Origin of the sequence: Streptomyces sp. NPDC059534, from assembly GCF_042743475.1 — a bacterium.
Classification (GTDB): Bacteria; Actinomycetota; Actinomycetes; order Streptomycetales; family Streptomycetaceae; genus Streptomyces.
In genome coordinates this window covers 54,286-78,231 of the sequence record NZ_JBHWAQ010000006.1, presented here as the reverse complement: position 1 = coordinate 78,231, position 23,946 = coordinate 54,286, and the positions used below count along the sequence as shown (strand labels likewise).

The 23,946-nt window shown below is 71.4% G+C and carries 20 protein-coding genes; 9 read left to right on the top strand and 11 right to left on the bottom strand.

Annotated features, from left to right (window positions below):
- Positions 1–117 precede the first annotated feature (117 nt).
- Complete coding sequence (gene mgrA / locus ACFVZH_RS09535) at positions 118–1,155, bottom strand: L-glyceraldehyde 3-phosphate reductase (RefSeq protein ID WP_384895009.1); 1,038 nt, start codon at positions 1,153–1,155, stop codon at positions 118–120.
- 127 nt (positions 1,156–1,282) lie between these two features.
- Between mgrA and ACFVZH_RS09530 the strand changes: the two genes are divergently transcribed.
- The 5 genes from ACFVZH_RS09530 to ACFVZH_RS09510 all read left to right on the top strand — a co-directional run bounded on the left by ACFVZH_RS09530 (position 1,283) and on the right by ACFVZH_RS09510 (position 7,024).
- Positions 1,283–2,044, top strand: coding sequence for an isoprenyl transferase (locus ACFVZH_RS09530; RefSeq protein WP_384895007.1), 762 nt, complete (start codon positions 1,283–1,285; stop codon positions 2,042–2,044).
- A 296-nt stretch (positions 2,045–2,340) separates the two neighbouring features.
- Positions 2,341–3,666 carry a PhoH family protein gene (locus ACFVZH_RS09525; RefSeq protein ID WP_384895005.1) on the top strand — a complete coding sequence of 442 codons (1,326 nt, stop codon included), beginning with the start codon at positions 2,341–2,343 and terminating at the stop codon, positions 3,664–3,666.
- A gap of 379 nt (positions 3,667–4,045) precedes the next feature.
- Positions 4,046–4,747: a transglycosylase SLT domain-containing protein gene (locus ACFVZH_RS09520; protein WP_384895004.1), complete on the top strand. Its 702-nt coding sequence runs from the start codon at positions 4,046–4,048 to the stop codon at positions 4,745–4,747.
- A gap of 145 nt (positions 4,748–4,892) precedes the next feature.
- Positions 4,893–6,353, top strand: a complete 1,461-nt coding sequence (locus ACFVZH_RS09515) for an AI-2E family transporter (RefSeq protein ID WP_384895002.1) — start codon at positions 4,893–4,895, stop codon at positions 6,351–6,353.
- Positions 6,350–7,024: a hypothetical protein gene (locus tag ACFVZH_RS09510; protein ID WP_384895000.1), complete on the top strand. Its 675-nt coding sequence runs from the start codon at positions 6,350–6,352 to the stop codon at positions 7,022–7,024. Before ACFVZH_RS09515 ends, ACFVZH_RS09510 begins: the two co-directional genes overlap by 4 nt.
- A gap of 72 nt (positions 7,025–7,096) precedes the next feature.
- On the opposite strand, the gene ACFVZH_RS09505 is transcribed toward ACFVZH_RS09510, so the two are convergent.
- Both ACFVZH_RS09505 and ACFVZH_RS09500 read right to left on the bottom strand, forming a co-directional pair.
- Positions 7,097–7,630 carry an alkyl hydroperoxide reductase gene (locus ACFVZH_RS09505; RefSeq protein WP_017239860.1) on the bottom strand — a complete coding sequence of 178 codons (534 nt, stop codon included), beginning with the start codon at positions 7,628–7,630 and terminating at the stop codon, positions 7,097–7,099.
- Between the two features lie 6 nt (positions 7,631–7,636).
- Complete coding sequence (locus ACFVZH_RS09500; RefSeq protein WP_384894998.1) at positions 7,637–8,191, bottom strand: peroxiredoxin; 555 nt, start codon at positions 8,189–8,191, stop codon at positions 7,637–7,639.
- A 132-nt stretch (positions 8,192–8,323) separates the two neighbouring features.
- Here ACFVZH_RS09500 and ACFVZH_RS09495 point away from each other — a divergent pair, with 132 nt between their 5' ends.
- Positions 8,324–9,298, top strand: a complete 975-nt coding sequence (locus ACFVZH_RS09495) for a hydrogen peroxide-inducible genes activator (protein WP_384894996.1) — start codon at positions 8,324–8,326, stop codon at positions 9,296–9,298.
- Between the two features lie 166 nt (positions 9,299–9,464).
- Here ACFVZH_RS09495 and ACFVZH_RS09490 read toward each other — a convergent pair whose 3' ends face one another.
- Genes ACFVZH_RS09490 through ACFVZH_RS09480 form a run of 3 tightly spaced genes read right to left on the bottom strand, consistent with a single transcriptional unit; the run spans position 9,465 to position 13,038 of the window.
- Positions 9,465–11,837 carry an FtsX-like permease family protein gene (locus tag ACFVZH_RS09490; RefSeq protein ID WP_384894994.1) on the bottom strand — a complete coding sequence of 791 codons (2,373 nt, stop codon included), beginning with the start codon at positions 11,835–11,837 and terminating at the stop codon, positions 9,465–9,467.
- Positions 11,834–12,517, bottom strand: coding sequence for an ABC transporter ATP-binding protein (locus tag ACFVZH_RS09485; protein ID WP_384894992.1), 684 nt, complete (start codon positions 12,515–12,517; stop codon positions 11,834–11,836). The genes ACFVZH_RS09490 and ACFVZH_RS09485 overlap by 4 nt, the downstream gene beginning before the upstream one ends.
- On the bottom strand, positions 12,514–13,038 hold the full coding sequence (locus ACFVZH_RS09480) for a PadR family transcriptional regulator (protein ID WP_384894990.1): 525 nt from the start codon (positions 13,036–13,038) through the stop codon (positions 12,514–12,516). The genes ACFVZH_RS09485 and ACFVZH_RS09480 overlap by 4 nt, the downstream gene beginning before the upstream one ends.
- Before the next feature lie 277 nt (positions 13,039–13,315).
- On the opposite strand from ACFVZH_RS09480, the gene ACFVZH_RS09475 reads away from it, so the two are divergent.
- Positions 13,316–15,529: a transglycosylase domain-containing protein gene (locus ACFVZH_RS09475; protein ID WP_384894988.1), complete on the top strand. Its 2,214-nt coding sequence runs from the start codon at positions 13,316–13,318 to the stop codon at positions 15,527–15,529.
- A 103-nt stretch (positions 15,530–15,632) separates the two neighbouring features.
- Here ACFVZH_RS09475 and ACFVZH_RS09470 read toward each other — a convergent pair whose 3' ends face one another.
- The 3 genes from ACFVZH_RS09470 to ACFVZH_RS09460 all read right to left on the bottom strand — a co-directional run bounded on the left by ACFVZH_RS09470 (position 15,633) and on the right by ACFVZH_RS09460 (position 20,109).
- Entirely contained in the window at positions 15,633–17,660 is a 2,028-nt protein-coding gene (locus ACFVZH_RS09470) for a SpoIIE family protein phosphatase (protein WP_384894986.1), read from the bottom strand.
- 311 nt (positions 17,661–17,971) lie between these two features.
- Complete coding sequence (locus tag ACFVZH_RS09465) at positions 17,972–18,637, bottom strand: DUF402 domain-containing protein (protein WP_384894984.1); 666 nt, start codon at positions 18,635–18,637, stop codon at positions 17,972–17,974.
- 71 nt (positions 18,638–18,708) lie between these two features.
- Positions 18,709–20,109, bottom strand: coding sequence for a class II fumarate hydratase (locus tag ACFVZH_RS09460; protein WP_384894982.1), 1,401 nt, complete (start codon positions 20,107–20,109; stop codon positions 18,709–18,711).
- Positions 20,110–20,214: 105 nt separating this feature from the next.
- On the opposite strand from ACFVZH_RS09460, the gene ACFVZH_RS09455 reads away from it, so the two are divergent.
- Positions 20,215–21,744 (top strand): ricin-type beta-trefoil lectin domain protein, encoded by a 1,530-nt coding sequence (locus ACFVZH_RS09455; protein ID WP_384894980.1) that lies wholly within the window; start codon positions 20,215–20,217, stop codon positions 21,742–21,744.
- Positions 21,745–21,849: 105 nt separating this feature from the next.
- Here ACFVZH_RS09455 and ACFVZH_RS09450 read toward each other — a convergent pair whose 3' ends face one another.
- Complete coding sequence (locus ACFVZH_RS09450) at positions 21,850–22,506, bottom strand: lipoprotein (RefSeq protein WP_384894978.1); 657 nt, start codon at positions 22,504–22,506, stop codon at positions 21,850–21,852.
- A gap of 119 nt (positions 22,507–22,625) precedes the next feature.
- Between ACFVZH_RS09450 and ACFVZH_RS09445 the strand changes: the two genes are divergently transcribed.
- Positions 22,626–23,129 carry a hypothetical protein gene (locus ACFVZH_RS09445; protein WP_384894976.1) on the top strand — a complete coding sequence of 168 codons (504 nt, stop codon included), beginning with the start codon at positions 22,626–22,628 and terminating at the stop codon, positions 23,127–23,129.
- A 7-nt stretch (positions 23,130–23,136) separates the two neighbouring features.
- Here the strand turns inward: ACFVZH_RS09445 and ACFVZH_RS09440 are convergent, their stop codons facing one another.
- Entirely contained in the window at positions 23,137–23,766 is a 630-nt protein-coding gene (locus tag ACFVZH_RS09440) for an HAD family acid phosphatase (RefSeq protein WP_384894974.1), read from the bottom strand.
- Positions 23,767–23,946 lie beyond the last annotated feature (180 nt).

Genomic DNA, 23,946 nt, shown 5'->3' with positions numbered 1-23,946 from the left:
GCCGCACGTGGCGCGCAAGACGACTAGCGAAGGGTTATGGTGGAAACCCCCCCTCGGGCCGGTCCGTATCCCCCCCACGGACCGGCCCGTTTTTCTTTCCCGGGCCCCTCGGGGGTGTCAGCCCCGGCCGGCCCAGATGTTCGTGCCCGCGGTGTCGACCGCGAACGAGTCGATCTCCTTGAGCTCCTCGGCGGTCAGCGGCGGGGCCGCGAGGGCGGCGACGTTCTCCTCCAGCTGGGCGACGCTGGACGCGCCGATCAGCGCCGAGGTCATCCGCTCGTCGCGCAGCACCCACGACAGCGCCAGCTGCGCCAGGGACTGCCCGCGCCGCTCCGCGATGGCGGCGAGGCCCTGCAGGCGTCGCAGTACCTCGTCGGAGAGCAGGTTCGGGTCGAGGGACTTGCCCTGGGTGGCTCGCGAGCCCTCGGGGATGCCCTTCAGGTACTTGTTGGTGAGCAGCCCCTGGGCGAGCGGCACGAAGGAGATGCAGCCCATGCCGGCCGCCTCCAGCGTGTCGAGGAGGCCGTCCTCCTCGGTCCAGCGGTTGATCATCGAGTACGACGGCTGGTGGATGAGCGGCCGGACGCCCATCTCCCGCAGGATCCGCGCGGCCTCGGCGGTCTGCTCGCTGTTGTACGAGGAGACGCCGACGTAGAGCGCCTTGCCCTGCTGGACGGCGGAGGCCAGGGCCCCCATCGTCTCCTCCAGCGGGGTGTGCGGGTCGAAGCGGTGCGAGTAGAAGATGTCGACGTAGTCGAGGCCCATCCGCTTCAGGGAGGCGTCGAGCGAGGACATCAGGTACTTGCGGGAGCCCCACTCGCCGTACGGGCCGGGGTGCATCTCGTAGCCGGCCTTGGTGGAGACGATCAGCTCGTCGCGGTAGGGCGCGAAGTCCTGGGCGAAGAGCTTGCCGAAGTTGAGCTCGGCGGAGCCGGGCGGCGGCCCGTAGTTGTTCGCGAGGTCGAAGTGGGTGACGCCGAGGTCGAAGGCGCGGCGCAGGATCGCGCGCTGGGTGTCGAGGGCCTTGTCGTCGCCGAAGTTGTGCCAGAGGCCGAGGGAGACGGCCGGGAGCTTGAGGCCGCTGTGGCCCGAGCGGCGGTACTCCATGGCGTCGTAGCGGTCCGTGGAGGCGCGGTAGAGGGGGGAATCAGTCACGTATAACTGCTTATCACGGACTTGTGACAGTCCCGGGCTGGGAGCCCGTCGTCCGTGCGCAGTAGTGTGGCGGCTTGCGGACCGTCGCTGCCTGGCGGACCGCCGGTGCATGGAGGGGTAGAGAACAGTGAACCTGCGCGACCTGGTGTACGGGCTCTACGCACGCCGGGTGGAAGGCCGCCTCGACCATGCCCAGGTGCCCAAGCACATCGGGGTCATCCTCGACGGGAACCGGCGCTGGGCGAAGGCGTCCGGCGGGACCCCCGAGCAGGGACACAAGGCGGGCGCGGACAAGATCCAGGAGCTGCTCGGCTGGTGTGCCGAGACGGACGTCGAGGTCGTGACGCTCTGGATGCTCTCCACGGACAACCTGAACCGGCCCGAGGCGCAGCTCGTCCCGCTGCTGGGGATCATCGAGAACGCCGTGCGCGCGCTGGCCGCCGACGGACGCTGGCGGGTGAACCACGTCGGCACGATGGACCTGCTGCCCGCCCGTACTCAGTCGGTGCTGAAGGAGGCCGAGCAGGCCACCCACGCCAACACCGGGATACTCGTGAACGTGGCCGTGGGCTACGGCGGCCGGCAGGAGATCGCGGACGCGGTCCGCTCGCTGCTCCTGGAGCACGCGGACCGGGGGACGAGCTTCGAGGAGCTCGCCGAGATCGTGGACGTCGAGCACATCTCGGAGCACCTGTACACGCGCGGCCAGCCCGACCCGGACCTGGTGATCCGTACGAGCGGTGAGCAGCGGCTGTCCGGATTCATGCTGTGGCAGAGCGCCCATTCCGAGTACTACTTCTGCGAGGTCCACTGGCCGGCCTTCCGCAAGGTCGACTTCCTGCGGGCGCTGCGCGACTACGCGGCCCGTCACCGCCGCTACGGGACCTGACGGAAACCGGTCGGAAACCGGTCGGAATCGATCATCTCGTGTTCACGAACACGTCGTCATATGCCATGGCATGGCAGCACCGGATCGAGGGCATATCCCTGGTGAAGTGAGCGGCACGGAGACCGCCACCCGGGAGGCCCCTTGCACCAGGACGACCGTGCGGGACACGTACGGGAGAAGCGGAGGGCCGTGGTTCGGCCCGCGCATCGCGGCCTGAGCCCGGTCCCATTCCGCAGCGACACCGGTTCCGTCGCACCCCGACCTCACAGGGGTCTTCCGAGGGGGTCTGTCCTTCCGTGGTGACCAGCACGAAGCGCCGCCTTTCCGACCGGCGCACCTATGTTCTCGACACCAGCGTCCTGCTGGCCGACCCCAACGCCGTCTCGCGCTTCGAGGAGCACGAGGTCGTGCTCCCCATCGTCGTGGTGACGGAGCTGGAGGCCAAGCGGCACCATCCCGAACTCGGCTACTTCGCCCGGCAGGCCCTGCGCCTGCTCGACGACTTCCGGGTCCGGTACGGACGCCTCGACGCCCCGCTTCCCGTCGGGGAGCTGGGCGGCACCCTGCGTGTCGAACTCAACCATTCCGACCCCGGCGTCCTGCCCGCCGGCTACAGGTTGGGGGACAACGACTCACGGATCCTCGCCGTCGCGCGCAACCTCCAGGCCGAGGGGTACGACGTCACGGTCGTCTCCAAGGACCTGCCGCTGCGCATCAAGGCGTCCTCGGTGGGCCTCCTGGCCGAGGAGTACCGCGCCGAGCTCGCCATCACGGACGCCAACGGCTGGACCGGGATGTCCGAGCTCGCGCTCTCCGGCGAGCAGGTGGACCTGCTCTTCGAGCAGAACACGCTGTACGTGCCGGAGGCCGCCGAGCTCCCGGTCCACACCGGCCTGGTGCTCCAGTCGGAGCGCGGCAAGGCGCTCGGCCGCGTGACGGCCGAGGGGAACGTACGGCTCGTCAGGGGCGACCGGGAGGCGTTCGGCCTGCACGGCCGCAGCGCCGAGCAGCGGATCGCGCTCGATCTGCTCCTCGACCCGGACGTCGGCATCATCTCCATGGGCGGCCGGGCCGGCACCGGCAAGTCCGCCCTGGCCCTCTGCGCGGGCCTGGAGGCGGTCCTGGAGCGCCGGCAGCACCAGAAGGTGATGGTCTTCCGTCCGCTGTACGCGGTCGGCGGCCAGGAGCTGGGGTACCTGCCCGGCAGCGAGTCCGAGAAGATGAGCCCGTGGGCCCAGGCGGTGTTCGACACGCTGTCCTCGGTCGCGAGCCGTGAGGTCATCGAGGAGGTCCTGGGGCGCGGGATGCTGGAGGTCCTGCCGCTCACCCACATCCGGGGCCGCTCCCTCCACGACGCGTTCGTCATCGTGGACGAGGCCCAGTCCCTGGAGCGGAACGTCCTGTTGACCGTTCTGTCCCGTATCGGGGCGAATTCGCGGGTCGTGCTGACCCATGACGTCGCCCAGCGGGACAACCTCCGGGTCGGCCGGTACGACGGAGTCGTCGCCGTGGTCGAGAAGCTGAAGGGGCATCCGCTCTTCGCCCACGTCACCCTCACCCGCTCCGAGCGCTCCCAGATCGCCGCGCTCGTGACGGAGATGCTGGAGGACGGTCAGATTTGACCCGTTTCGTACGCGTCTGTACGCGTACGGCAGTTGACGCCGCCCGGCAAGGCGCAGGAGCCTAGCCGGGCGGCGGCGCGCTGTCTCCCGTAACTCCGAAAACTCTTGCCTCTGCCGAGGTGTGAGCTTTCACACGCAACACGGAATTGCCTTGCGGTGTCGCCGTCCGGCAAAGTCTTGCTTCCGTCAGGCCCCGCATACGGCACACGTGCACCCTCAGGGGTGCGCACAGCACCGCACAACTCAACAGTCGCCCGCCGTATGCCGCCCACAGCACCACGGGCCCGTGTCTTCTGTGACCTCGTATGTCGGAGACCAGCGCAAGGGGCACGATTTCGCCCGCGTGGTCACCTGTGCGGACGTGCTGGAAGGAAACCGTGTGAGCCGGATCTCGGTCCGGGGATTCGCGGTGGCTTCGGCCACTGCGGTCACCACCGTCGGCGCCGTCGTGGGCGTTGCGTCGGGTAACGCCGTTCAGTCCTCGGACGACAACTTCGAGGCCACCGCGGCCGACACCACGCTGCTCGCGGACATTCCCGCGGGCGACCAGGCCCAGGTACAGGTCGCGTCCCTCTCGGAACAGGCCGATGTCCAGGCCGCCGCTGCCGACTCGGCCGCGAAGAAGTCCGCGGAGGAAGCGGCTCGTCTGCGCGCCGCCAAGGACGCCGAGGTCAAGAAGGAGGCGGCGGACAAGGCCGCCAAGGCCGAGAAGGAGCGCAAGGAGGCCGCCGAGCGTGCCAGCCGCGACTCCGTCCGCGACGCCTCGACCTTCTCCGCCCAGGGCTCGTACACCGTGGCCGAGGTCAAGGCGATCGCCCGCCAGATGATCCCCGCCTCGCAGTTCCAGTGCTTCAGCAACATCGTGGACCACGAGTCCAGCTGGAACTACCGGGCGACCAACGCCTCTTCGGGCGCCTACGGCCTGGTGCAGGCCCTGCCGGGCACGAAGATGTCGTCGGCCGGCGCCGACTGGCAGACCAACCCCGCCACGCAGATCAAGTGGGGCCTCAGCTACATGGACGGACGCTACGGCAGCCCCTGCGGCGCCTGGTCGTTCTGGCAGGCCAACCGCTGGTACTAGTACCCGCGCGCTCAACCTCGGGGAGCCCCTCACCGTCCTACGGTGAGGGGCTTCTTCCGTGTAGGTTCAAAGGCCCCATGGGCTCGCGGGGGAGCGAGCGGGGAAGCGTGTACGGGGAAGAGCCGGCGGGGGGAAGAGGGAAGAGATGTCGCGAGTGCCAGGGTGGCTGAACAGGCTGGGCGAGAGCCTGAGCCGGATGGGTGAACGCCTCGACGAGCGCAGGGCCGAGGCCGAACGAGACGATCCGCTCGGTCCGCTCGGTCCGCCCTACGAGGCCCCGGGGGAGACCCCCGACCACGTCCCGAACGGCGCGGCCGGTCCCGTGACGCCCGACCCCGACACCGACCCCGACACCGCCCCGCCCCTGCCGGAGACCGCGGCCGGGAGCGCCGCCGCGGAGCCGGGCCGCTCCGTGCCCGCACCCCCCTCGTACGCGCCGGCCGTCGCCGCCCGGCCCGACCCCGTCGCCGCGATCCCCTGGGGCATGCGCGTCGCGGCCGAGGCGAGCTGGCGGCTGCTCGTCTTCGCCGGCACCGTCTGGGTGCTGATGAAGGTGATCAGCTCCGTCCAGCTGGTCGTCCTCGCCTTCGTCGCCGCGCTCCTCGTCACCGCCCTGCTCCAGCCCACCGTGGCCATGCTGCGCCGCAAGGGCCTGCCCCGCGGGCTCGCCACCGCCGTCACCGCCGTCTCCGGCTTCGTCGTGATGGGCCTGGTCGGCTGGTTCGTGGTCTGGCAGGTCATGGACAACATCGACAACCTGTCCGACCGCGTCAGGGACGGCATCGAGGAGCTCAAGCGAGGGCTCCTCAACAGCCCCTTCCACGTGACCGAACAGCAGATCAACGACATCGCCAAGAACCTCAGCGACACCGTCGGGGCCAACGCCGAACAGATCACCTCGGCCGGACTCCAGGGCGTCACCGTCGTCGTCGAGGCGATCACCGGCATCCTGCTCGCCATGTTCTCGACGCTCTTCCTGCTCTACGACGGGAAGAAGGTGTGGGAGTGGACGCTCAAGCTCGTCCCCGCCCAGGCCCGGCCGGGCGTCGCCGGCGCCGGCCCGCGCGCCTGGCGCACCCTCACCGCCTATGTGCGGGGCACGGTCCTCGTCGCCCTCATCGACGCCGTCTTCATCGGCCTGGGGCTCTGGTTCCTCGAAGTGCCGATGGCGGTGCCGCTCGCCGTCTTCATCTTCCTCTTCGCCTTCATCCCGCTGGTCGGCGCCGTCGTGTCCGGCGCCCTCGCGGTCGTCGTCGCCCTCGTCACCAACGGGCCCTTCACCGCCCTGATGGTGCTCGTGGTCGTCCTCGCCGTCCAGCAGATCGAGGGCCACGTCCTCCAGCCCTTCATCCTCGGCCGCGCGGTACGGGTCCACCCGCTCGCCGTCGTCCTCGCGGTCGCGGCCGGCGGCCTGACGGCCGGCATCGGCGGCGCCGTCGTCGCCGTCCCGCTGGTCGCCGTCGCCAACACGGTGGTCGGCTATCTGCGGGCGTACAGCACCGAGCAGGCCCTGCGCAGCACGCCGGAGCCGCGGGGGGCGACCGCCTTCGAGGTGGCCCCGACGCCGGCGCCGGGCTCGCTCGTCGGCAAGGGGGAGGGCGCGTGATATCGGAGCCGGAGTTCGTGGGCGGGGTCGAGTTCGACGAACCCGAGGTGCTCACCGAGACCCCGCCGCCCCGTCCGCCCCGACCCGGCCGGCCCTGGCTGTGGGCGGTCGGCGGCGCGGTGCTGGCGTCGGCGGTGTGGGGCGGCGGGCTCTACGCGTACGACCAGCGGAAGGACCCGGGGCCGGACCTGGGCGGGTACAAGCCGGCCGAGGGCCTCTGCGAGGTGGCGAAGCTCAAGGCGCTGACCGCCGTCCTGGGCAAGCGCAGCCAGGACGGCGTCGGCCCCTTCCTGAACGAGCCGGAGGTGAGCACCTCGTCGTGCTCGGCCACCTTCGGGCCGGCCGAGACGGGGCAGAGCCTCCAGGTCTCGTACACCCTGCACAAGGTGATCGACCCGGGGCCCGAGTTCGAGTCGTGGGCCCGGCAGTTCGGCCTCCTCCAGGCGGTCGGCGGCGTCGGCGAGCAGGCATTCTTCGACGACCGGGGCGAAGAGGGCGGCACCCTCCGGGTCCTCGACGGCCAGGCGGAGATCGAGCTCCAGATCTACCGGCAGGACGCCTACGACGACAAGGGGCGGGTGATCGAGTCCAAGCATCCGGTCGACCTCTCCGGGATCGACGTGCCGATGACCCAGGACGCGATCGCCCTCCTGGAGGCGCTCAGGAAGTGACCGGGTGACCGGTACGAACGAAGGGCCCCGGGGCGCAAACCCCGGGGCCCTTCGTTCGTACGGTGTGACGCCCTACTCGGCGAGGACCGCTTCCGCGTCCAGCGTGACGCCGACCGCCTGGATCACCGCGGCGATCTTCACGGCCTCCTGGATGGTGGCGCGGTCGACACCGGCCTGGCGCAGGACCTGCTCGTGCGAGTCCAGGCACTGGCCGCAGCCGTTGATCGCGGAGACGGCCAGCGACCAGAGCTCGAAGTCGACCTTCTCGACGCCAGGGTTGCCGATGACGTTCATCCGCAGACCGGCGCGCAGCGTCCCGTACTCGGGGTCCGACAGCAGGTGCCGGGTCCGGTAGAAGACGTTGTTCATCGCCATGATCGCGGCGGCGGACTTGGCGGCCTGGTACGCCTCGGGCTTCAGGTTGGCCTGGGCCTCGGGCTCCAGCTCCTTGAGCACCTTCGGCGAGCGCGAGGCGATCGCGCAGGCGAGGACGGTGCCCCACAGCTGCTGCTGCGGGAGGTCGCTGTTGCCGATGACCGAACCGAGGTTCAGCTTCAGGTCCTTGGCGAAGTCCGGTATGGCGGACTTGAGTTCGTCGAGAGCCATCTCAGATCACTCGCCCGACAGGAGCGCGGCGGCGTCGAGGGTGTTCTCGCCCTTGTTCCAGTTGCACGGGCACAGCTCGTCGGTCTGCAGGGCGTCGAGGACCCGCAGGACCTCCTTGGGGTTACGGCCGACGGAGCCGGCGGTCACCATGACGAACTGGATCTCGTTGTTCGGGTCCACGATGAAGACCGCGCGCTGGGCGAAGCCGTCGGCGCCCTGGACGCCGCAGTCGCTCATGAGCTCGTGCTTGGAGTCGGCCAGCATCGGGAAGGGCAGGTCACGCAGGTCGGCGTGGTCCTTGCGCCAGGCGTGGTGCACGAACTCGGAGTCGCCGGAGACGCCGAGGATCTGGGCGTCGCGGTCCGCGAACTCGTCGTTCAGCTTGCCGAAGGCCGCGATCTCGGTGGGGCAGACGAACGTGAAGTCCTTCGGCCAGAAGAACACCACGCGCCACTTGCCCTCGTAGGACTTGTGGTCGATCTGCTCGAACTCCTTGCCGCTCTCCAGCGACACGCAGGCGGTCAGGTCGTAGGTGGGGAACTTGTCACCGACAGTGAGCACGCGCTCTCCTTGCAAGGAGGAAGGATCCCTTTTGAGGTCTTCCATGGGGGTTGGACGGCCTTCAGCATGGCACGGAGTGCATTGATCAGTGAAATAGCTAGAGTGGTTCGTGTTGATCGAAGGTGGTTATCAGTGGCGTCCCCGTACAGCACCCCACACAGTCCGCACCGCGGCAAGCAGCCGAGCCTTTCGCAGCTCAGGGCGTTTGCGGCGGTCGCCGAGCATCTGCACTTCCGCGATGCGGCGGCGGCCATCGGCATGAGCCAGCCCGCGCTCTCGGGCGCGGTTTCGGCTCTCGAAGAGGCACTCGGTGTCCAGCTCCTTGAGCGTACGACGAGAAAGGTGCTGCTCTCGCCCGCCGGGGAGCGGCTCGCGGTGCGCGCGAAGGTCGTCCTCGACGCGGTGGCCGAACTGATGGAGGAGGCGGAGGCGGCCCAGGCCCCGTTCACCGGGGTGCTGCGGCTCGGGGTGATCCCGACCGTGGCGCCGTACCTGCTGCCGACCGTCCTGCGGCTCGTCCACCGGCGCTACCCGGACCTCGACCTCCAGGTCCACGAGGAGCAGACCTCCTCGCTCCTGGAGGGGCTCGCCGCCGGGCGGCTCGACCTGCTGCTGCTCGCCGTCCCCCTCGGCGTGCCCGGCGTCACCGAACTCCCCCTCTTCGACGAGGACTTCGTGCTCGTCACCCCGGAGGGACACCCGTTGGCAGGGCGGGAGGACATCCCGCGCGAGGCCCTGAAGGAGCTGCGCCTGCTGCTCCTCGACGAGGGGCACTGCCTGCGCGATCAGGCCCTCGACATCTGCCGCGAGGCCGGGCGCACGGGCGGCGCCGAGGTCACCACCACCGCCGCCGGTCTCGCCACCCTGGTCCAGCTGGTGGCCGGCGGACTCGGGGTGACCCTGCTGCCGCGCACCGCCGTCACGGTCGAGACCGCCCGCAACACCGCCCTGTGGACCGGGCTCTTCGCCGAACCGGCGCCCTCGCGGCGGATCGCCCTCGCCATGCGGACGGGCGCGGCCCGGCACGCCGAGTTCGGGCAGCTGGCCGACGCGCTCCGCGAGGACATGGCGGGGCTGCCGGTACGGGTGTTGGGCGGCGGTTCCTGAGACCGCCGGAGACCAGCGGGTACGGATACGGGGCGGCGGCCTGAGACCGCCGGGTACGGGTTCGGGGCGGCGGCCTGAGACCGCCGGGTACGGGTTCGGGGCGGCGGTTCCCGAGGCCCCCCGGTATCGGGAACCGCCGCCCGCCCTCGTACATCCGCCCGGAGGGTTACTCCGTGCGCAGGCCGTCCGCCCGCATCAGGCGCCAGAGCACCGGCATGCTGAGCAGCGTCACGGTCGCGATGAGGCCGAGGCCGATCCCGACGACCGGCAGGAAGACCCACCAGTCCTGGACCTGCTGGCCGCCCATCCTCAGCAGGACGACCCCGAGGCCGAGGCCGCCCGCCACGGCGAGGACCAGACCGACGGCGATCGGCACCGCCGTCTGCCACAGCACCGACCAGCTCAGGGTGGAGCGCCGGGTGCCGAAGGCGACCAGCGAGGAGAGCAGCCGCTTGCGGTCCCTGAGCTGTTCCAGGGTCGCGACCAGGAGCGAGGCCGCCACCAGGAGCATCGTCAGGGTGGAGCCGACCAGGATGCCGGTGCGGACGCTGCTGAACGCGGCGTCGCGCTGGGTGTCCTTGAGCGTGCGGACCCAGGACGTCGGATCGACGGCCTCCGCCGTGTTCCGGGCGAACTCGGCGGCGTCGGGCACGGCCGGGTCGAGCCGGACCATGGCCAGCGCGTCGGGATCGTCGAGCCGGGCGGCGTCGATCGCCGACGGGGTGGCGAGGACGCCGTACTGGTACATGCCCGTCGGGTCGGGGCGGGAGTCGACGACCCGGGCGTCGGCGGGGATGCGCCACTGCGGCAGCGGGCCGCCCTCGGTGCGCTTCGGCGCGCTCGGGTGCGGATGCGGGTCGCGCAGGGCGACCACGGCGCCGGGCCGGGCCGCCCGGGTGACGAACGAGTCGTCCGGGTTGCCCTGCGCGCCGTGCGCGAGGAAGACGAACACGTCGCCGTCCGCGCAGGAGGGCAGTGTGGCGAACTCCTTCAGGGAGGCGCAGTCGCCGACCCTGAGCGAGACCGTCGGGGCGAACTCCTCGCCGCCCTTCAGGGGGCCGGGCCGCCACGCCCGCGATTCGACGATGCCGATCACGTCGGAGACGCCCTTGGTCCGTTCGAAGCGGGCGATCATGTCGCGGGCCTCGCCGGCGGACCCGGTGTGGGCACCGATCGCGAGCTGGGCGCGGGAGACGTCCTCGCCCGTGGGGCCGGTGAAGTCGTGCTCCATCGCCTGGAAGAGCATCTGGAGCGCGATCGCCCCGGTCGCCGCGACGACGATGCCGCTGACCGCGCGGGCCGCCGTGCCGCTGCTCAGCTGGAGCCGGCGGACGGCGAGCTGCCAGGCCACCGGCCCGGCGTGCAGCCGCTTCACCCCGGCTTCGACGAGCCACGGCAGCAGCGTGGTCAGGCCGATCAGGGCGAGGGTGGTGCCGGTCGCGACGCCCACGGTGTCGATGCCGGTCTCGTTCACCCGGACCTCGCCCATGAGCGGGACGAGCAGGGCCACGCCGGCCGCGAGGAGCAGCAGCCGCCACCACAGACGCCGGCGGCGGGGGGTCGAGATCCGGACGACGCCGAGCGGCTCGATCGCCACCCCGCGCAGGGCGAAGAGGGTGACCACGACCGAGCAGACCGGGACGGCGACGAGGGCGAGCGTGGCGAGCGTGGGCATCGGCACGACGTCGGAGGGGTAGGCGTTGACGTCCCAGAGGGTGAAGGTCCCGGCGAACTGCCGGGCCACCGCGAAGAGTCCGAGGCCGATCAGCAGGCCGACCAGGGCGCCCGCGAGGGACTCGCCGGCCGCGATCCGCCGGGTCATGGCGGTGTCGGCGCCGACGAGCCGGAGGGCCGCGAGACGCCGGTCGCGCTGTTCGCCGCCGAAGCGGACGGCGGTCGCGATGAAGACGAGCACGGGCAGGAGCAGGACGACGCAGGCGACGACGACGAGGAGGATCAGGAACGCGTTCATCGGTTCCTCGGGCACGGACCAGCCGTACCGCGTGCCGCGCCCGTCGAAGTTGTCGGTGTCGAGGAAGCCGACGTGGGCGACGTACCGCAGCTCGGCGGGGCCGATGAGCCCGTCCTGCCCGATCGTCCCGCCCACCTTGTAGGGGAGCCGTTCCTTCAGCAGGGCGCCTTCGGGGGAGTCGAGCAGCTCGCCGAGCGCGGGGGAGACCAGCATCTCGCCGAGCGCGGGGAAGCCGGTCGTGCCCGGAGGGGCCGGGGGCTTGTCGCCCTCGGGACGCAGCAGCAGGCCGGTGACGACGTCGTCCCGGTAGGTGGTGTTCCGGGTGAGGTGGAGGAAGCTGTCCGGCCGGGGGGAGTCGATCTGCCGGCCGGCGTCGACGGCGCGGACCGATTCCCGCACCTCCCGCTGGAAGAGCATGTTCGGCAGCGAGGAGGCGAGCAGCAGCAGGGCCACGCCGAAGCCGACGCCGGTCGCGGTCAGCAGGGTGCGGAGCAGGCCGGTGCGGCCGCCGGTGACCGCGAACCGGGCGCCGAGGGCCAGGTCGCGGGCCCAGGTGCGGAGCGTCATGCGGCCCACTCCGCGTCCCGTACCGACCCGTCCCGTACGACGATCTCGCGGTCGGAGTAGGCGGCGACCCGGGCCTCGTGGGTGACGAGGACGACGGCGGCGCCGGTGTCCCGGGAGGCGTCGGTGAGCAGCCGCATGACCCGCTCGCCGTTGAGGGAGTCGAGGGCGCCGGTCGGTTCGTCGGCGAAGATCACCCGCGGGGAGGTGACGAGCGCGCGGGCGACGGCGACGCGCTGGCCCTGGCCGCCCGATATCTCGCCGGGGCGCTTGCCCGCGGTGTCGTCGACCTCCAGGCGGGCCATCCACTCGACGGCCCTGGCCTCGGCGGCCTTGCGCTTCTCGCCGTTGAGGCGGAGCGGGAGGGCGACGTTCTCGGCGCAGGTCAGCTCGGGGACGAGCTGGCCGAACTGGAAGACGAAGCCGAAGTCGGTACGGCGCAGGGAGCTGCGCGCGGTGTCGGAGAGCGCGGTGAGCTCCCGCCCGTCGTAGGTGATGGTGCCCGCGTCGGGGCGCACGATGCCGGCCAGGCAGTGCAGGAGGGTGGACTTGCCGGAGCCGGAGGGGCCCATGACGGCGACGACCTCGCCGGCCCGGAGGGAGAAGTCGGCGCCCGCGAGTGCGGGGGTCGGTCCGTATGCCTTGTCGAGGCCGGTGGCCCGGAGCAGGGGGGTGGAGGTCATCGTCGGATCTCCTCGGCGAGCCGGTCGAGGCGGGCGGCGGTCAGTTCCAGCCAGCGCAGGTCGGCTTCCAGGTGGAAGAGCGCGTGGTCGCAGATGAGCTGGTCGGCGAGGTCGCCGTCCTTCTTGCGGCGGGTGAGTTCACGCATCAGGCGCAGGTGCTCGGCGCGCTGGGTGTCGAGGATCTCGGCGGCGCCGCGGCCGGTGAGCAGGGCGAGGACGACCTTGGTGTAGAGCGTCGACTGGAGGTAGGGCTCCGGCTTCTCCGCGGTGGCGAGCCACTGGGCGACGTCGGTGACGCCGGCGTCGGTGATGGCGTACCGCTTCCGCTCGGGGCCGCCGCCCGCCTCGATGCCGTCGACGACGACGAGGCCGTTCTTCAGCAGCCTGGACATGGTCGAGTAGACCTGGCCGTAGTGGAGCGGCCGGTCGTGGCCGAACTTCTCGTCGAAGGCGCGCTTGAGGTCGTAGCCGTGGCGCGGTCCGGACTCCAGGAGCCCCAGAAGGGTGTGACCGATGGACATGGCGATCACTGTACACCGGGTGTATACGCGGCATGTATAGCCGACGGGCAGCTTCCCGGAGGTAGTTCCTCCGCTTTTTGGTGTGTACGGGCAGCGCAACCATCCGGCCCGCAGGAGCGTCGGTTCCCCTGGGGACAGGTGCTGATTGTCACGTCATGAAAAGGCGTGATCGGTTGTCCTTTGTCCGCCTCGTCGGTGTTAGCTTGCTGAGCTGATCCGGCGTGGACGACATGGCGCCGAGGCGCCGACACACACGACGAGCGGAGCGACAGGACCCATGGGCCGACCCGACAAGAGCAAGGCGAAGAAACGCGGCATACGCCGCTTCTTCTCCTGGAAGAAGCTCCTGGGCACCTTCTTCGTGTGCTGCCTGCTCGCCATGGGCGCCCTGTACGTCGTCTACCTCCTGGTCCCGGTGCCCTCGGCCAACGCCGAGGCGACGATGCAGAGCAACATCTACAAGTACTCCAACGGCAAGATCCTCGCCCGCACCGGCGAGATCAACCGCGAGATCGTCGGCCTGGAGAAGATCCCCGAGAAGGTCCAGAAGGCGTTCGTCGCCGCCGAGAACAAGTCCTTCTACCGGGACAACGGCGTCGACATCAAGGGCACCACCCGCGCCGCCTGGTCCACGCTCACCGGCAAGGGCAAGCAGGGTGGTTCGACCATCACCCAGCAGTACGTCAAGAACTACTACCTGAGCCAGGACCAGACCGCGACGCGCAAGCTCAAGGAAATGGTCATCGCCATCAAGGTCGACCGGAAGTCGACCAAGAGCGAGATCCTCGCCGGGTACATGAACACCAGCTACTACGGCCGCAGCTCCTACGGCATCCAGGCCGCCGCCCGCTCGTACTACGGCGTCGACGCCACCCAGCTCACCACCGCCCAGGGCGCCTACCTCGCCTCGCTGCTCCAGGCGCCCAACCAGTACGACTGGACCTCCGCGAGCACCACCGGCCGCAAACTCGTCGAGGACCGCTGGAACTACGTCCTCGACAACATGGTCGGCGAGGGCTGGCTCTCGCCCGCCGAGCGCGCCGGGATGAAGTTCCCCGTACCGCAGAAGCCCAAGCCCGCCCCCGGCATGGAAGGCCAGACCGGCTACATCGTCGAGGCCGCCAACCAGGAGCTGATGCGCCAGGGCGTCAGCGAGGAGGACATCAAGGCCGGCGGCTGGACGATCACCCTCAACATCGACGAGAAGAAGCAGAAGGACCTCGTCAAGGCGGTCGACAAGCAGCTGGAGGCCAAGCTCGACCGCAAGGGCGACAAGAAGCAGGCCACCGTCCAGGCCGGCGCGACCTCCGTCGACCCGAAGACCGGCGCGGTCGTCGCGATGTACGGCGGCATCGGCGCCACCGAGCACTGGACGTCCAACGCCACCCGCCGCGACTACCAGCCCGCCTCGACCTTCAAGCCGATCGTCCTCGCCTCCGCCGTCGACAACCACGCGGTCACCCAGGACGGACGCCAGATCGGCCTCGGCACGGTCTACGACGGCAACAGCCGCCGCCCGGTCGTCGGCAGCGACATCCCGTTCGCACCCGAGAACGAGGACGACGACGACTACGGCCCGGTCACCGTCCAGAAGGCCACCAACAGCTCGATCAACTCGGTCTACGCCCAGATGATCGTCGACGTCTCCCCGGCCAAGGCAAAGAAGACCGCCCTCGCCCTCGGCCTGAAGGACGGCAAGGACTTCCCCGAGAGCCCCGCCATCTCCCTCGGCACCATGGGCGCCTCGACGATGGACATGGCCGGCGCCTACGCCACTCTCGACAACCACGGCGAGAAGGTCACCCCGACCCTGGTGAAGACCGCCTCCCACCGGGACCGCACGGTCGACCCGGTGAAGGCCATCGGCGAACAGGTCATCTCCCGCGAGGCCGCCGACACCGCCACCCAGGCCATGACGGGCGTCGTACGCAACGGCTCCGGCTTCCGCGCCGCCGGCGACTACGAGGCCGCCGGCAAGACCGGCACCTCCGAGAACAACCGTTCCGCCTGGTTCGTGGGCTACACCCCCGAACTCGTCACCGCCGTCGGCCTCTTCGGCGAGGACGCCAAGGGCAACCAGGTCACCCTCACCGACACCATCAACCAGGGCCGCGCCAACGGCGGCCGCACGCCCGCCGAGATCTGGGGCGACTACACCGAGCGCGCCCTCAACGGCGGCTCCGACGCCTCCTTCGACCTGGAGACCGACGGCGCGGCCCCGGACGGCACCCTGCCGGACCCCACCGCGACCACGGACGCCCCGACCGAGGAGCCCACCGAGGAGCCGACCACGGCCTCCCCGGACCCGACGGCCCCGCCGACCTCGACGGCCACCACGCCGCCGCAGTCGACACGGCCCCCCGTCACCTCGCCGCCGGAGCCCACGGAGGAGCCGACGACCGACGAACCGTCCCCGCCGCCGTCGATCGAGCCGCCGGACATCGGCATCGACCCCGGCCAGGGCAGCGACGGCAACCGCCCGGGCCAGTAGGCGACAGCGGTACGACGAAGGCCGGACCCCCTCGGGGGTCCGGCCTTCACCGCTGCACGAGGGGCCGCCGGGCCCCGCCCGCCCCCGGCCGGGGGCGGAACGCTCAGGTGCGGGTGGCCAGTTCGAACCAGACCACCTTGCCGCCCGAGAGCCGCGTCGCGCCCCACCGCCGGGCCAGCCGGTTCACCAGGAACAGACCGCGGCCGCCCTCGTCCGTGTCCCGCGCCCGCCGCTGCCGGGGCAGCTGAGGCGAGTCGTCGCCGACCTCGCAGCGCAGCACGTCCGTCCGCAGCAGCCGCAGCGTCACCGGCCGCTCCGCGTACCGCACGGCGTTCGTCACGACCTCGCTGATCAGCAGCTCGACCGAGTCCGTCAGCTCCTCCAGGTCCCAGCGGGCCAGCGCCCGCCGGGCGAGCCGCCGGGCCCGCCCCGGCGCCGCGTCCTCCGGCTCCAGGAACCAGTACGCCACGTCGCTCGGCGCGATCCCGTCGAAACGGGCCGCGAGCAGCGCGATGTCGTCGTCCCGGTCGCCCGGACCCAGCATGTCCAGGACGTCGTCGCAGAGCGCCTCCAGGGGCGGCGAGTGATCCGGTCCGGTCAGCTGCGCGGTCGCCGCGAGGCGCTCCCGCAGCTGCTCGATCCCGGTCCACACGTCCCGCAGCCGGGACTCGACCAGCCCGTCCGTGTACAGCAGCAGCGTCGCACCCGCCGGGGCGTCCAGCTCCACCGCCTCGAAGTCGACCCCGCCGACCCCGATCGGGGCGCCGGGCGGCACCCGCAGCACCTCGGCACGCCCGCCGAGGTGGAGCAGTATCGGCGGCGGATGGCCCGCGTTGGCCACCGTGATCCGGTGCGAGACCGGGTCGTACACCGCGTACATGCAGGTAGCCATCCGGTCCTGGCCGAGCCGCTGCGCCTGCTCGTCCAGGTGGTGCAGGACCTCCTGGGGCGGCAGGTCGAGGCCGGCCAGCGTCTGCGCGGTGGTGCGCAGCTGGCCCATGATCGCCGCCGAGGTCATGGAGTGGCCCATGACGTCGCCGACGACCAGGGCCACCCTGCTGCCGGGCAGCGGGATCGCGTCGTACCAGTCGCCGCCCACCCGGGCCGTCTCGGCCGCCGGCAGATAGCGCGAGGCCAGCTTCACGCCGGTCGGCTGCGGGAGCGAGTCCGGCAGCATCGTCCGCTGGAGCTCGTCCGCGATGTACGCCTCACGGCCGTACAGCACGGCCTTGTCGATGCCGAGCGCGGTGTGCGTGGCCAGCTGCGCCGCGACGAGCAGGTCGTTCGGCTCGAAGCCGGCCCGCTCGGGCCGGCGCAGGAACACGGCCGCGCCGATCACCCGGCGCCGCCCGCGCAGCGGCGCGAGGACCGCCCGCAGCCCGCCCGGCAGCGGATGGTCGGGGCCGAGCAGCTCGCCCAGCGCCGTCTTCGCGGCGGCGGAGTCGCCGAAGACCGGCCGCACCCCGCGCAGCACCTCGGCGAGCGCACCGCCGGACCGCACCTCGCAGAGTTCGGCCGCGGGGGTCGGATCCGGATCGGGTACGAGCACCAGCTCCTCGCCCTCCAGATCGCTTAACCGCAGCCGGTCCGTGCGGCGCAGCCGCAGCACGAACGGCGCCACCGGCCGCTCGTCGCCCACCGGCAGCGGGTCGCGGAGATAGACCAGGATCTCGTCGGAGAAGGTCGGCACGGTGGCCCGGCACAGGCCGAGCACGATCTCGTCCAGGTCGATGCCGCGGGCGATGCGCCGGGTCGCGGCGCCGACGAACCGCAGCCGGTCGCCCTCGCGCCGGGCGGAGGTGTCCCCGCTCCTGGCTCCGCCGGACGGCTGCGCCGCCACGGCGACGGCCACGGCACCGGGGCCGCCGGGGCCGCCCGGCGAACCGGGGGAGTGGGGCGAGGCCGGCGAGCCGGCGCCCGCGGGGGCGCCGCTGCCGGCGGGCGCCGCCGGGCCGGGTGCCGTCGGCGTGTCCGTACCGGGTGCGGGGACCGCCCGGCCCGCCGGTCCGCCCGGCTGGGCGGGCACGTCGGAGGGCAGGCCGGCCGCCGCCTCCTGGCGAGGGCGCGCGCGTTCCTGCGGCCGGGCAGCCAGGGGCTGCCGGCCTTCGTGGGAGGTGGGATGCTCCGTCACGCGTGGGGTTCCGTCCGTCCGGGCCGGTGGTGCGATGCACTCGCTCTTCTCGCCGATGCCGCGCCTTCGGCGGGGATAAACCCCTCGTATGCAGCGGATGTGGACGTTCCGCGAAGTGCGGCAACGGCAGGGGTCGGAACACCCGGGCAGACGTCCGGCACTGCTCTCCCCCTCGTGGATGACTGGTGGTCAGGTCCTGCGCCGTACTGAGTCGTTGACGTGCCGTGAGGTCGGTCCGGCGGAGTGCCCGATCCGCTTCTGCCGTGCGGAGGACGATCCTACGTTTGAACCCCGGGGGCGCATCAAGGGTCTCACGGTGCCGTGTGCGCCGGAGTGCGGTCCCAGTCGGCCGGCAGCTCCGGAACCTTCCACGCCGGATCGGGCCGCCAGTTCTCCCAGCCGTCCGCGAACGGTGCGCCCCACTCCTGGATCCGCTCCACCGCCCGCTGCCCGGCGGCCCGCACCCGCACCGCCTGCTGCGGGCCCATCAGGCCGGACCGCTGGGCCTGCGCGAACTCGTCCTCGTCGCGCCACAGCCAGCTGTGGTCGGGGTAGACGGAGATGTCGAGGAAGTGGTCCTCGGAGTCGACGCCGCCGGACCAGCGGACCCGCGGCTCCTCCAGGTTCACGTACCAACTGCGGAAGCGCCAGCCGCGCTCCCAGAACAGCCACACCGACCACGGTTCGTCGGGCCGCGCCAGCTTCAGCACCCCGCTGCCGAACCAGCGCGAGCGTTCCGTGGTGCGCGGGGCCGTGTAGCGGGTGGCGAGCGGCTCCTCGTGGACCGGGGTGCCGTCGGCGAGGACGGGGCGGACGCATTCGGTGCCGGGCGCCATCCAGACCGCGAGCAGCTCGGGTGTGTCCTGGACGACCGTCACCGGCCGGCAGATGTGCACGTCTCCGGTGCCGTTGCCGCGGTAGCGCCAGAGGATGTGCTCCCCCGGCGCCCAGTGCTGAGAGCCGTCCGATCCTGTCATGCGCAGATCTTAGGGGCGCGCTCCCACGGCCGCTGCGGTACAGGTCACGGATGAGTCAGCCGTGACGCGGGCTACGGGTAGGTCATGCGCAGCACGTCGAGGGCCTCGTCCAGCTGTTCGACGGTGAGGTCGCCCCGCTCGACGTACCCGGACTCGAGGACCACCTCGCGGATGGTCCTCCGCTCGGCGAGGGACCGCTTCGCCACCTTGGCGGCCTCCTCGTACCCGATGTACTTGTTCAGCGGGGTGACCACCGACGGCGAGGACTCGGCGTACTCGCGGGCCCGCTCGGCGTTGGCGGTGATGCCGTCGACCGTGCGGTCCGCCAGGAGCCGGGAGGCGTTGGCGAGCAGCCGTACGGACTCCAGGAGGTTCTTGGCCATCACCGGCAGCATCACGTTGAGCTCGAAGTTCCCGGCGGCGCCGGCCACCGCGACCGTGGTGTCGTTTCCGGTCACCTGCGCGGCGACCATCAGGACGGCCTCCGGGATCACCGGGTTCACCTTGCCCGGCATGATCGACGAGCCGGGCTGGAGGTCGGGGAGGTTGATCTCGGCGAGTCCGGTGCGCGGGCCGCTGGCCATCCAGCGCAGATCGTTGGCGATCTTGGTGAGCGAGACGGCGAGGGTGCGCAGCTGCCCGGACGTCTCGACCAGGCCGTCCCGGGCGCCCTGCGCCTCGAAGTGGTCGCGGGCCTCGGTCAGCGGCAGTCCGGTCGCGCGGGCGACCTCGGCGATGACGGCGGCCGAGAAGCCGGCCGGGGTGTTGATGCCGGTGCCCACCGCCGTACCGCCGAGGGGGAGTTCGGCGAGCCGGGGGAGCGCGCCGCGCAGCCGGTCGGCGCCGTACCTGACCTGGGCCGCGTAGCCGCCGAACTCCTGGCCGAGGGTGACCGGCGTGGCGTCCATCAGGTGCGTACGGCCGGATTTCACCACCATCGCGAATTCGGCCGATTTTCGCTCCAGGGCGGCGGCCAGATGATCGAGGGCCGGGATCAGGTCGTGGGTGACGGCGCCGGTGGCCGCGATGTGGATCGAGGACGGGAAGACGTCGTTGGACGACTGCGAGGCGTTCACGTGGTCGTTGGGGTGGACCTCGCGGCCCTCGGGGAGTCGTTCGGTGGCGAGGGTGGCGATGACCTCGTTGGTGTTCATGTTGGACGAGGTGCCCGAGCCGGTCTGGAAGACGTCCACGGGGAAGTGCTCGTCCCAGCGCCCCTCGGCGACCTCCGCTGCGGCCGAGACGATGGCCTCGGCGCGGTCCTCGTCGATCACCCCGAGCCGGGCGTTGACCGTGGCGGCGGCGGCCTTGATCCGGGCCAGTGCCTCGATGTGGGCGCGCTCCAGGCGCTGCCCCGAGATCGGGAAGTTCTCCACCGCCCGCTGGGTCTGGGCGCGCCACTTGGCGTGGGCGGGGACCCGCACCTCGCCCATGGAGTCGTGTTCGATCCGGTAGCCGTCTGCCTCGTTCATTTCCTCAACCTCCTATAAAAGATGAGCACTTGTCTTGTTCGATGTATTCCCAACACGCGTACCGGCCAGTAAAAACCGTGGGTAACCCCACTTCCAGGAGGCGCAATGACGCGCACCAGGCACAGACTCCGCTGGCCCATCGCCGCCGTCGCCGCGGCGGCCGCCGCACTCGGCACGATGACCGCGGCCGCCCCCGCCGGCGCGGCCGGCACCGGCACCACGGCGGTGACGGCCTCCGTGCCGCTCCCGCCCGAGCTCGAGTCGATCCGCGCCGCCGAGGCCACCAGGATCTACGGCGACCCGGCCGAGCGCCCGCTCGCCCAGCGCAAGACCGGCCTGATCTCGCTCGGCGACAGCGAGATCTCCGGCGAGGGCGTCGGCAGCTACGAGTCCCCCACCAACGGTCCCACCAACTGGTGCCACCGCTCGCCCGACGCCGCCATCCACCGCACGGGCATCCCCGCGGACCTCACCTTCAACGTGGCCTGCTCCGGCGCCTACACCGGCAACATCCGGATCGGCGGCTCCAAGCAGTACGCCGACGAACTGGTCCAGAGCGACAACCTCGCCATCAAGGCGCGCAACACCCGGATCAAGATGGTCCTGCTCGTCGCCGGAGCCAACGACGACCTGCAGTTCGGCCCCGTCATGACCGACTGCGTCCAGCGCTACGTGCTCAGCCAGGGCACCTGCGAGCCCAAGTACGCCCCCGGCTGGCAGGCCCGCGTCGACGGACTCGTCCCGAAGGTCGAGCAGACGGTCCGCGACCTCAGGACCGTCATGAGCGACGCCGGATACGCCGACGGCGACTACAAGCTCGTCGTCATGGGCTACCCCAGCCCCATCGGCCCCGACTTCAACGACAACCCGAACTTCCCCGGCAAGCTGATCTGCGGCGGCATGGGCTACGACTCCGACACCAAGTGGGGCCGCAACACCGCCGTCCCGGCCTTCGAACGCGGCATGCGCAAGGCCGCCGCCGCCACCGGGGCCGTCTTCCTCGACAACTCGCGGCTCTTCCACGGCCACGAGGTCTGCATGGAGGACACCTGGGCCCGCGGTCTCTACATCGACCTCTCCAAGCCCGGCGGCATCGACGAGAACTCCGTCCGCCAGTCCTTCCACCCCAACAAGAGCGGCCACGCCGCGTTCGCCTCCTGCCTGACGCAGATCTACGGCTCCGGACTCCGCGAGGCGAGCTGCGCCGACGTCGACTCCTCCGGCACGCCGACGCTCTTCCCGGTCGCCTGGGACGACGCGTACAAGCCGCTGGTCAACCAGGCGACCGGCAACTGCCTGGACGTGAACGCGGGCGAATCGGCCAACGGCACCGCCGTCCTCGGCTGGGACTGCCACGGCGGGCGCAACCAGGGCTGGTGGTACGACTCCGCCCGGCAGACCGTCCACACCCAGCTCACCCAGGACCGCTGCCTCGACGTCCCCGCCTCCGCCTACCAGGCGGGCAAGGCGCTCCTCGTCTGGAACTGCCACGGCGGCGCCAACCAGAGGTTCGTCCGCGACGGCGCCACGATCCGGCCCGCCGCCGCGACCGGCCTCTGCCTCACCCAGGGAGCGGCCAAGGAGCCCGTCAGGCTCCAGAGCTGCAACGGCTCCGCGAACCAGCGGTTCGTGTAGCCGGCGCCCCGCACGAGAACGCCGTGGCCCCCGTCCGTTGCGGGACGGGGGCCACGGCCCTGTTCACGAGAGCTCACGGCCTGGTCAGGAGAACTCGCAGCCTGGTCAGGAGAGCTTCAGCGTCGTACGGGCCAGTTCGTACGCAGGGAGCATCGCCCGGTGTTCGTCCGTGTCGAGCCCGCCGAGGTGGACGATCACCGTCCCCTTCGGGGTCGAGACGGCGAAGGCCCGCTCCTCCTTGGACTCCTCCATCAGCTTGTCGTAGACGGTGTACGTGACCTCGGTGGCCGGCAGCGCGCCCGCCTTCGTCTCCCGGTACGCCGTCTTCGAGGCGCCCTTCTCGGCCTTCACGAAGCCTTCCAGCGCGGCCCGCGCCGGCCCCTTCGCGGCCGTCCACACCCGCAGATAGCCGACGTGCCCGGCCGGCTTGGCGTCGACCTCGCAGCGGACGGTCGCCGGTCCCTGGCGCATGAGCGCCGCGAAATCCGGGTTCTCCGGGTCGTCGATCGCCTCCGGCTTCCACTTCTCCGCCAGCGCGAACGAGACGGGCAGCGCGCAGGCCGTCCCCGGCCCGCCGAGCGCGGCGGCCGCCTTCACGGGCTCCTCCGCGGCCTCCGGAGCGCCGCCGGTCTCGGAGGCCCCCGAGGCCGCCGTCGCCGGGGCCGCCGTCCCGGAGGTCGTGCCGCAGCCGGCCAGCAGCAGCCCGGTCGCCGCCAGGGCGACGGGGACGGCCGTACGTATCGGAAGTGCTCTCACTCGCATGCCGCCATGATCGCCGATCCGCGGAGACGGGATTCGGCCGGACGGGCGAACGCGCGGTGATCGTCGCACAATGTGATGGCATGCCGAAGGGGGGAGCCCCATCCCACGGGAGGCAGGACATGACCGCCACGTTCAGGAGGATCGGCGTCCTCGGCGCCTGTACGGTCGCGGCCGTCGCCTTCGGCGCCGCCGCCGCCCCGGTGCACGCCGACGACGGCGACGGGTTCGAGTTCACGCTCTACTCGAAGGAGGTCCCGGGCGAGGGAGCCAGCGCGAGCGCCCCGGCGCCCAAGGTCGGCGACAGCTTCACCTTCGCCGACGACCTGTACAAGACCAAGGGCGGCAGCAAGGTCGGCCGTGACGGCGTCACGTGCTCCGTCGTGCGGGTCTCCGGAACCCAGGCCGACCTGAACTGCGTCGGCACCTTCGTCCTGAACGGAGGACCGGGCGGACAGCTCACCGCCCAGGCCCTCACGACCTTCGACACCTCGGCCGAGGCGCCCGCCGCGTTCGACGTCGCCATCACCGGCGGAACCGGCGACTTCAAGGACGCCCGCGGCTACGTCCGTACCACCCCCGACGGGGACTACGAGCGGATGGAGTTCCACATCAACACCCGCTAGCCGTCCGTCAGGACAGCTTGCCGCCGTAGTCCGGGAGCTTGAAGGCGCGCTCCGCGTGGCCGCCGACGAGGTCGGTGGTGTTGTTGCCGATGTTCGCGATGATCGTGTAGCCCTTGGCCTCGATCTCCGCCCGCTTGGCGGTCTTGTACGCGCCGACCTCGGCGAACAGGTCGGGCAGGTTCCGCACGTACAGACCGTCGACCGGGTACCCGGACTTCTTCAGGTTCCAGTCGGTGAGCGACTGTATGATCCCCGGCCGCGCGGTCACGAAGAAGACCGCCACCCCGCGCGCGTGGGCGTCCCGCACGAGGTCCCGCACGTCCGCGATGGCCGGGGTCGGCAGCTCCCAGAACGGATGGAAGTCCGTCTCCAGCGAGCTGTTGTCGATGTCGAGGACGATCGCCTGCTTCTCGCGTCCCGCGTCCGCCGACCGCGCCTCGATGTACGGGCGGGCCTCGGCGACGACGGCCGCCACGTCACGGCGCCAGGTCCCGTAGTCGACGTCCTTGAGGGCGGCGGTCGAGGTGAGGTGGGTGTCCGGGTCGGCCGCCGAGGCCGCCGGCGCGGGGCCGACGACGAGCAGACCGGCGAGGGCGAGGGCGGCGGTGGCGCCTGCGGTGGTTCTGGTGGAGGGCATGGAGGGCATGGGGGGCTCCCGAGGGTCGACCGGCTCAGTGGTTGACATGCTCGCGCCCCATACTGGCCAGTAGGCGACGAGAGGGCTACCGGTCGGTAGCGACTTTCTGAGCGGAGATCGACGCGGGGGCGGGCACAGGGGGCCAACCGGCGCGGGACAAACGGCGGCGCCCCCCGGTCC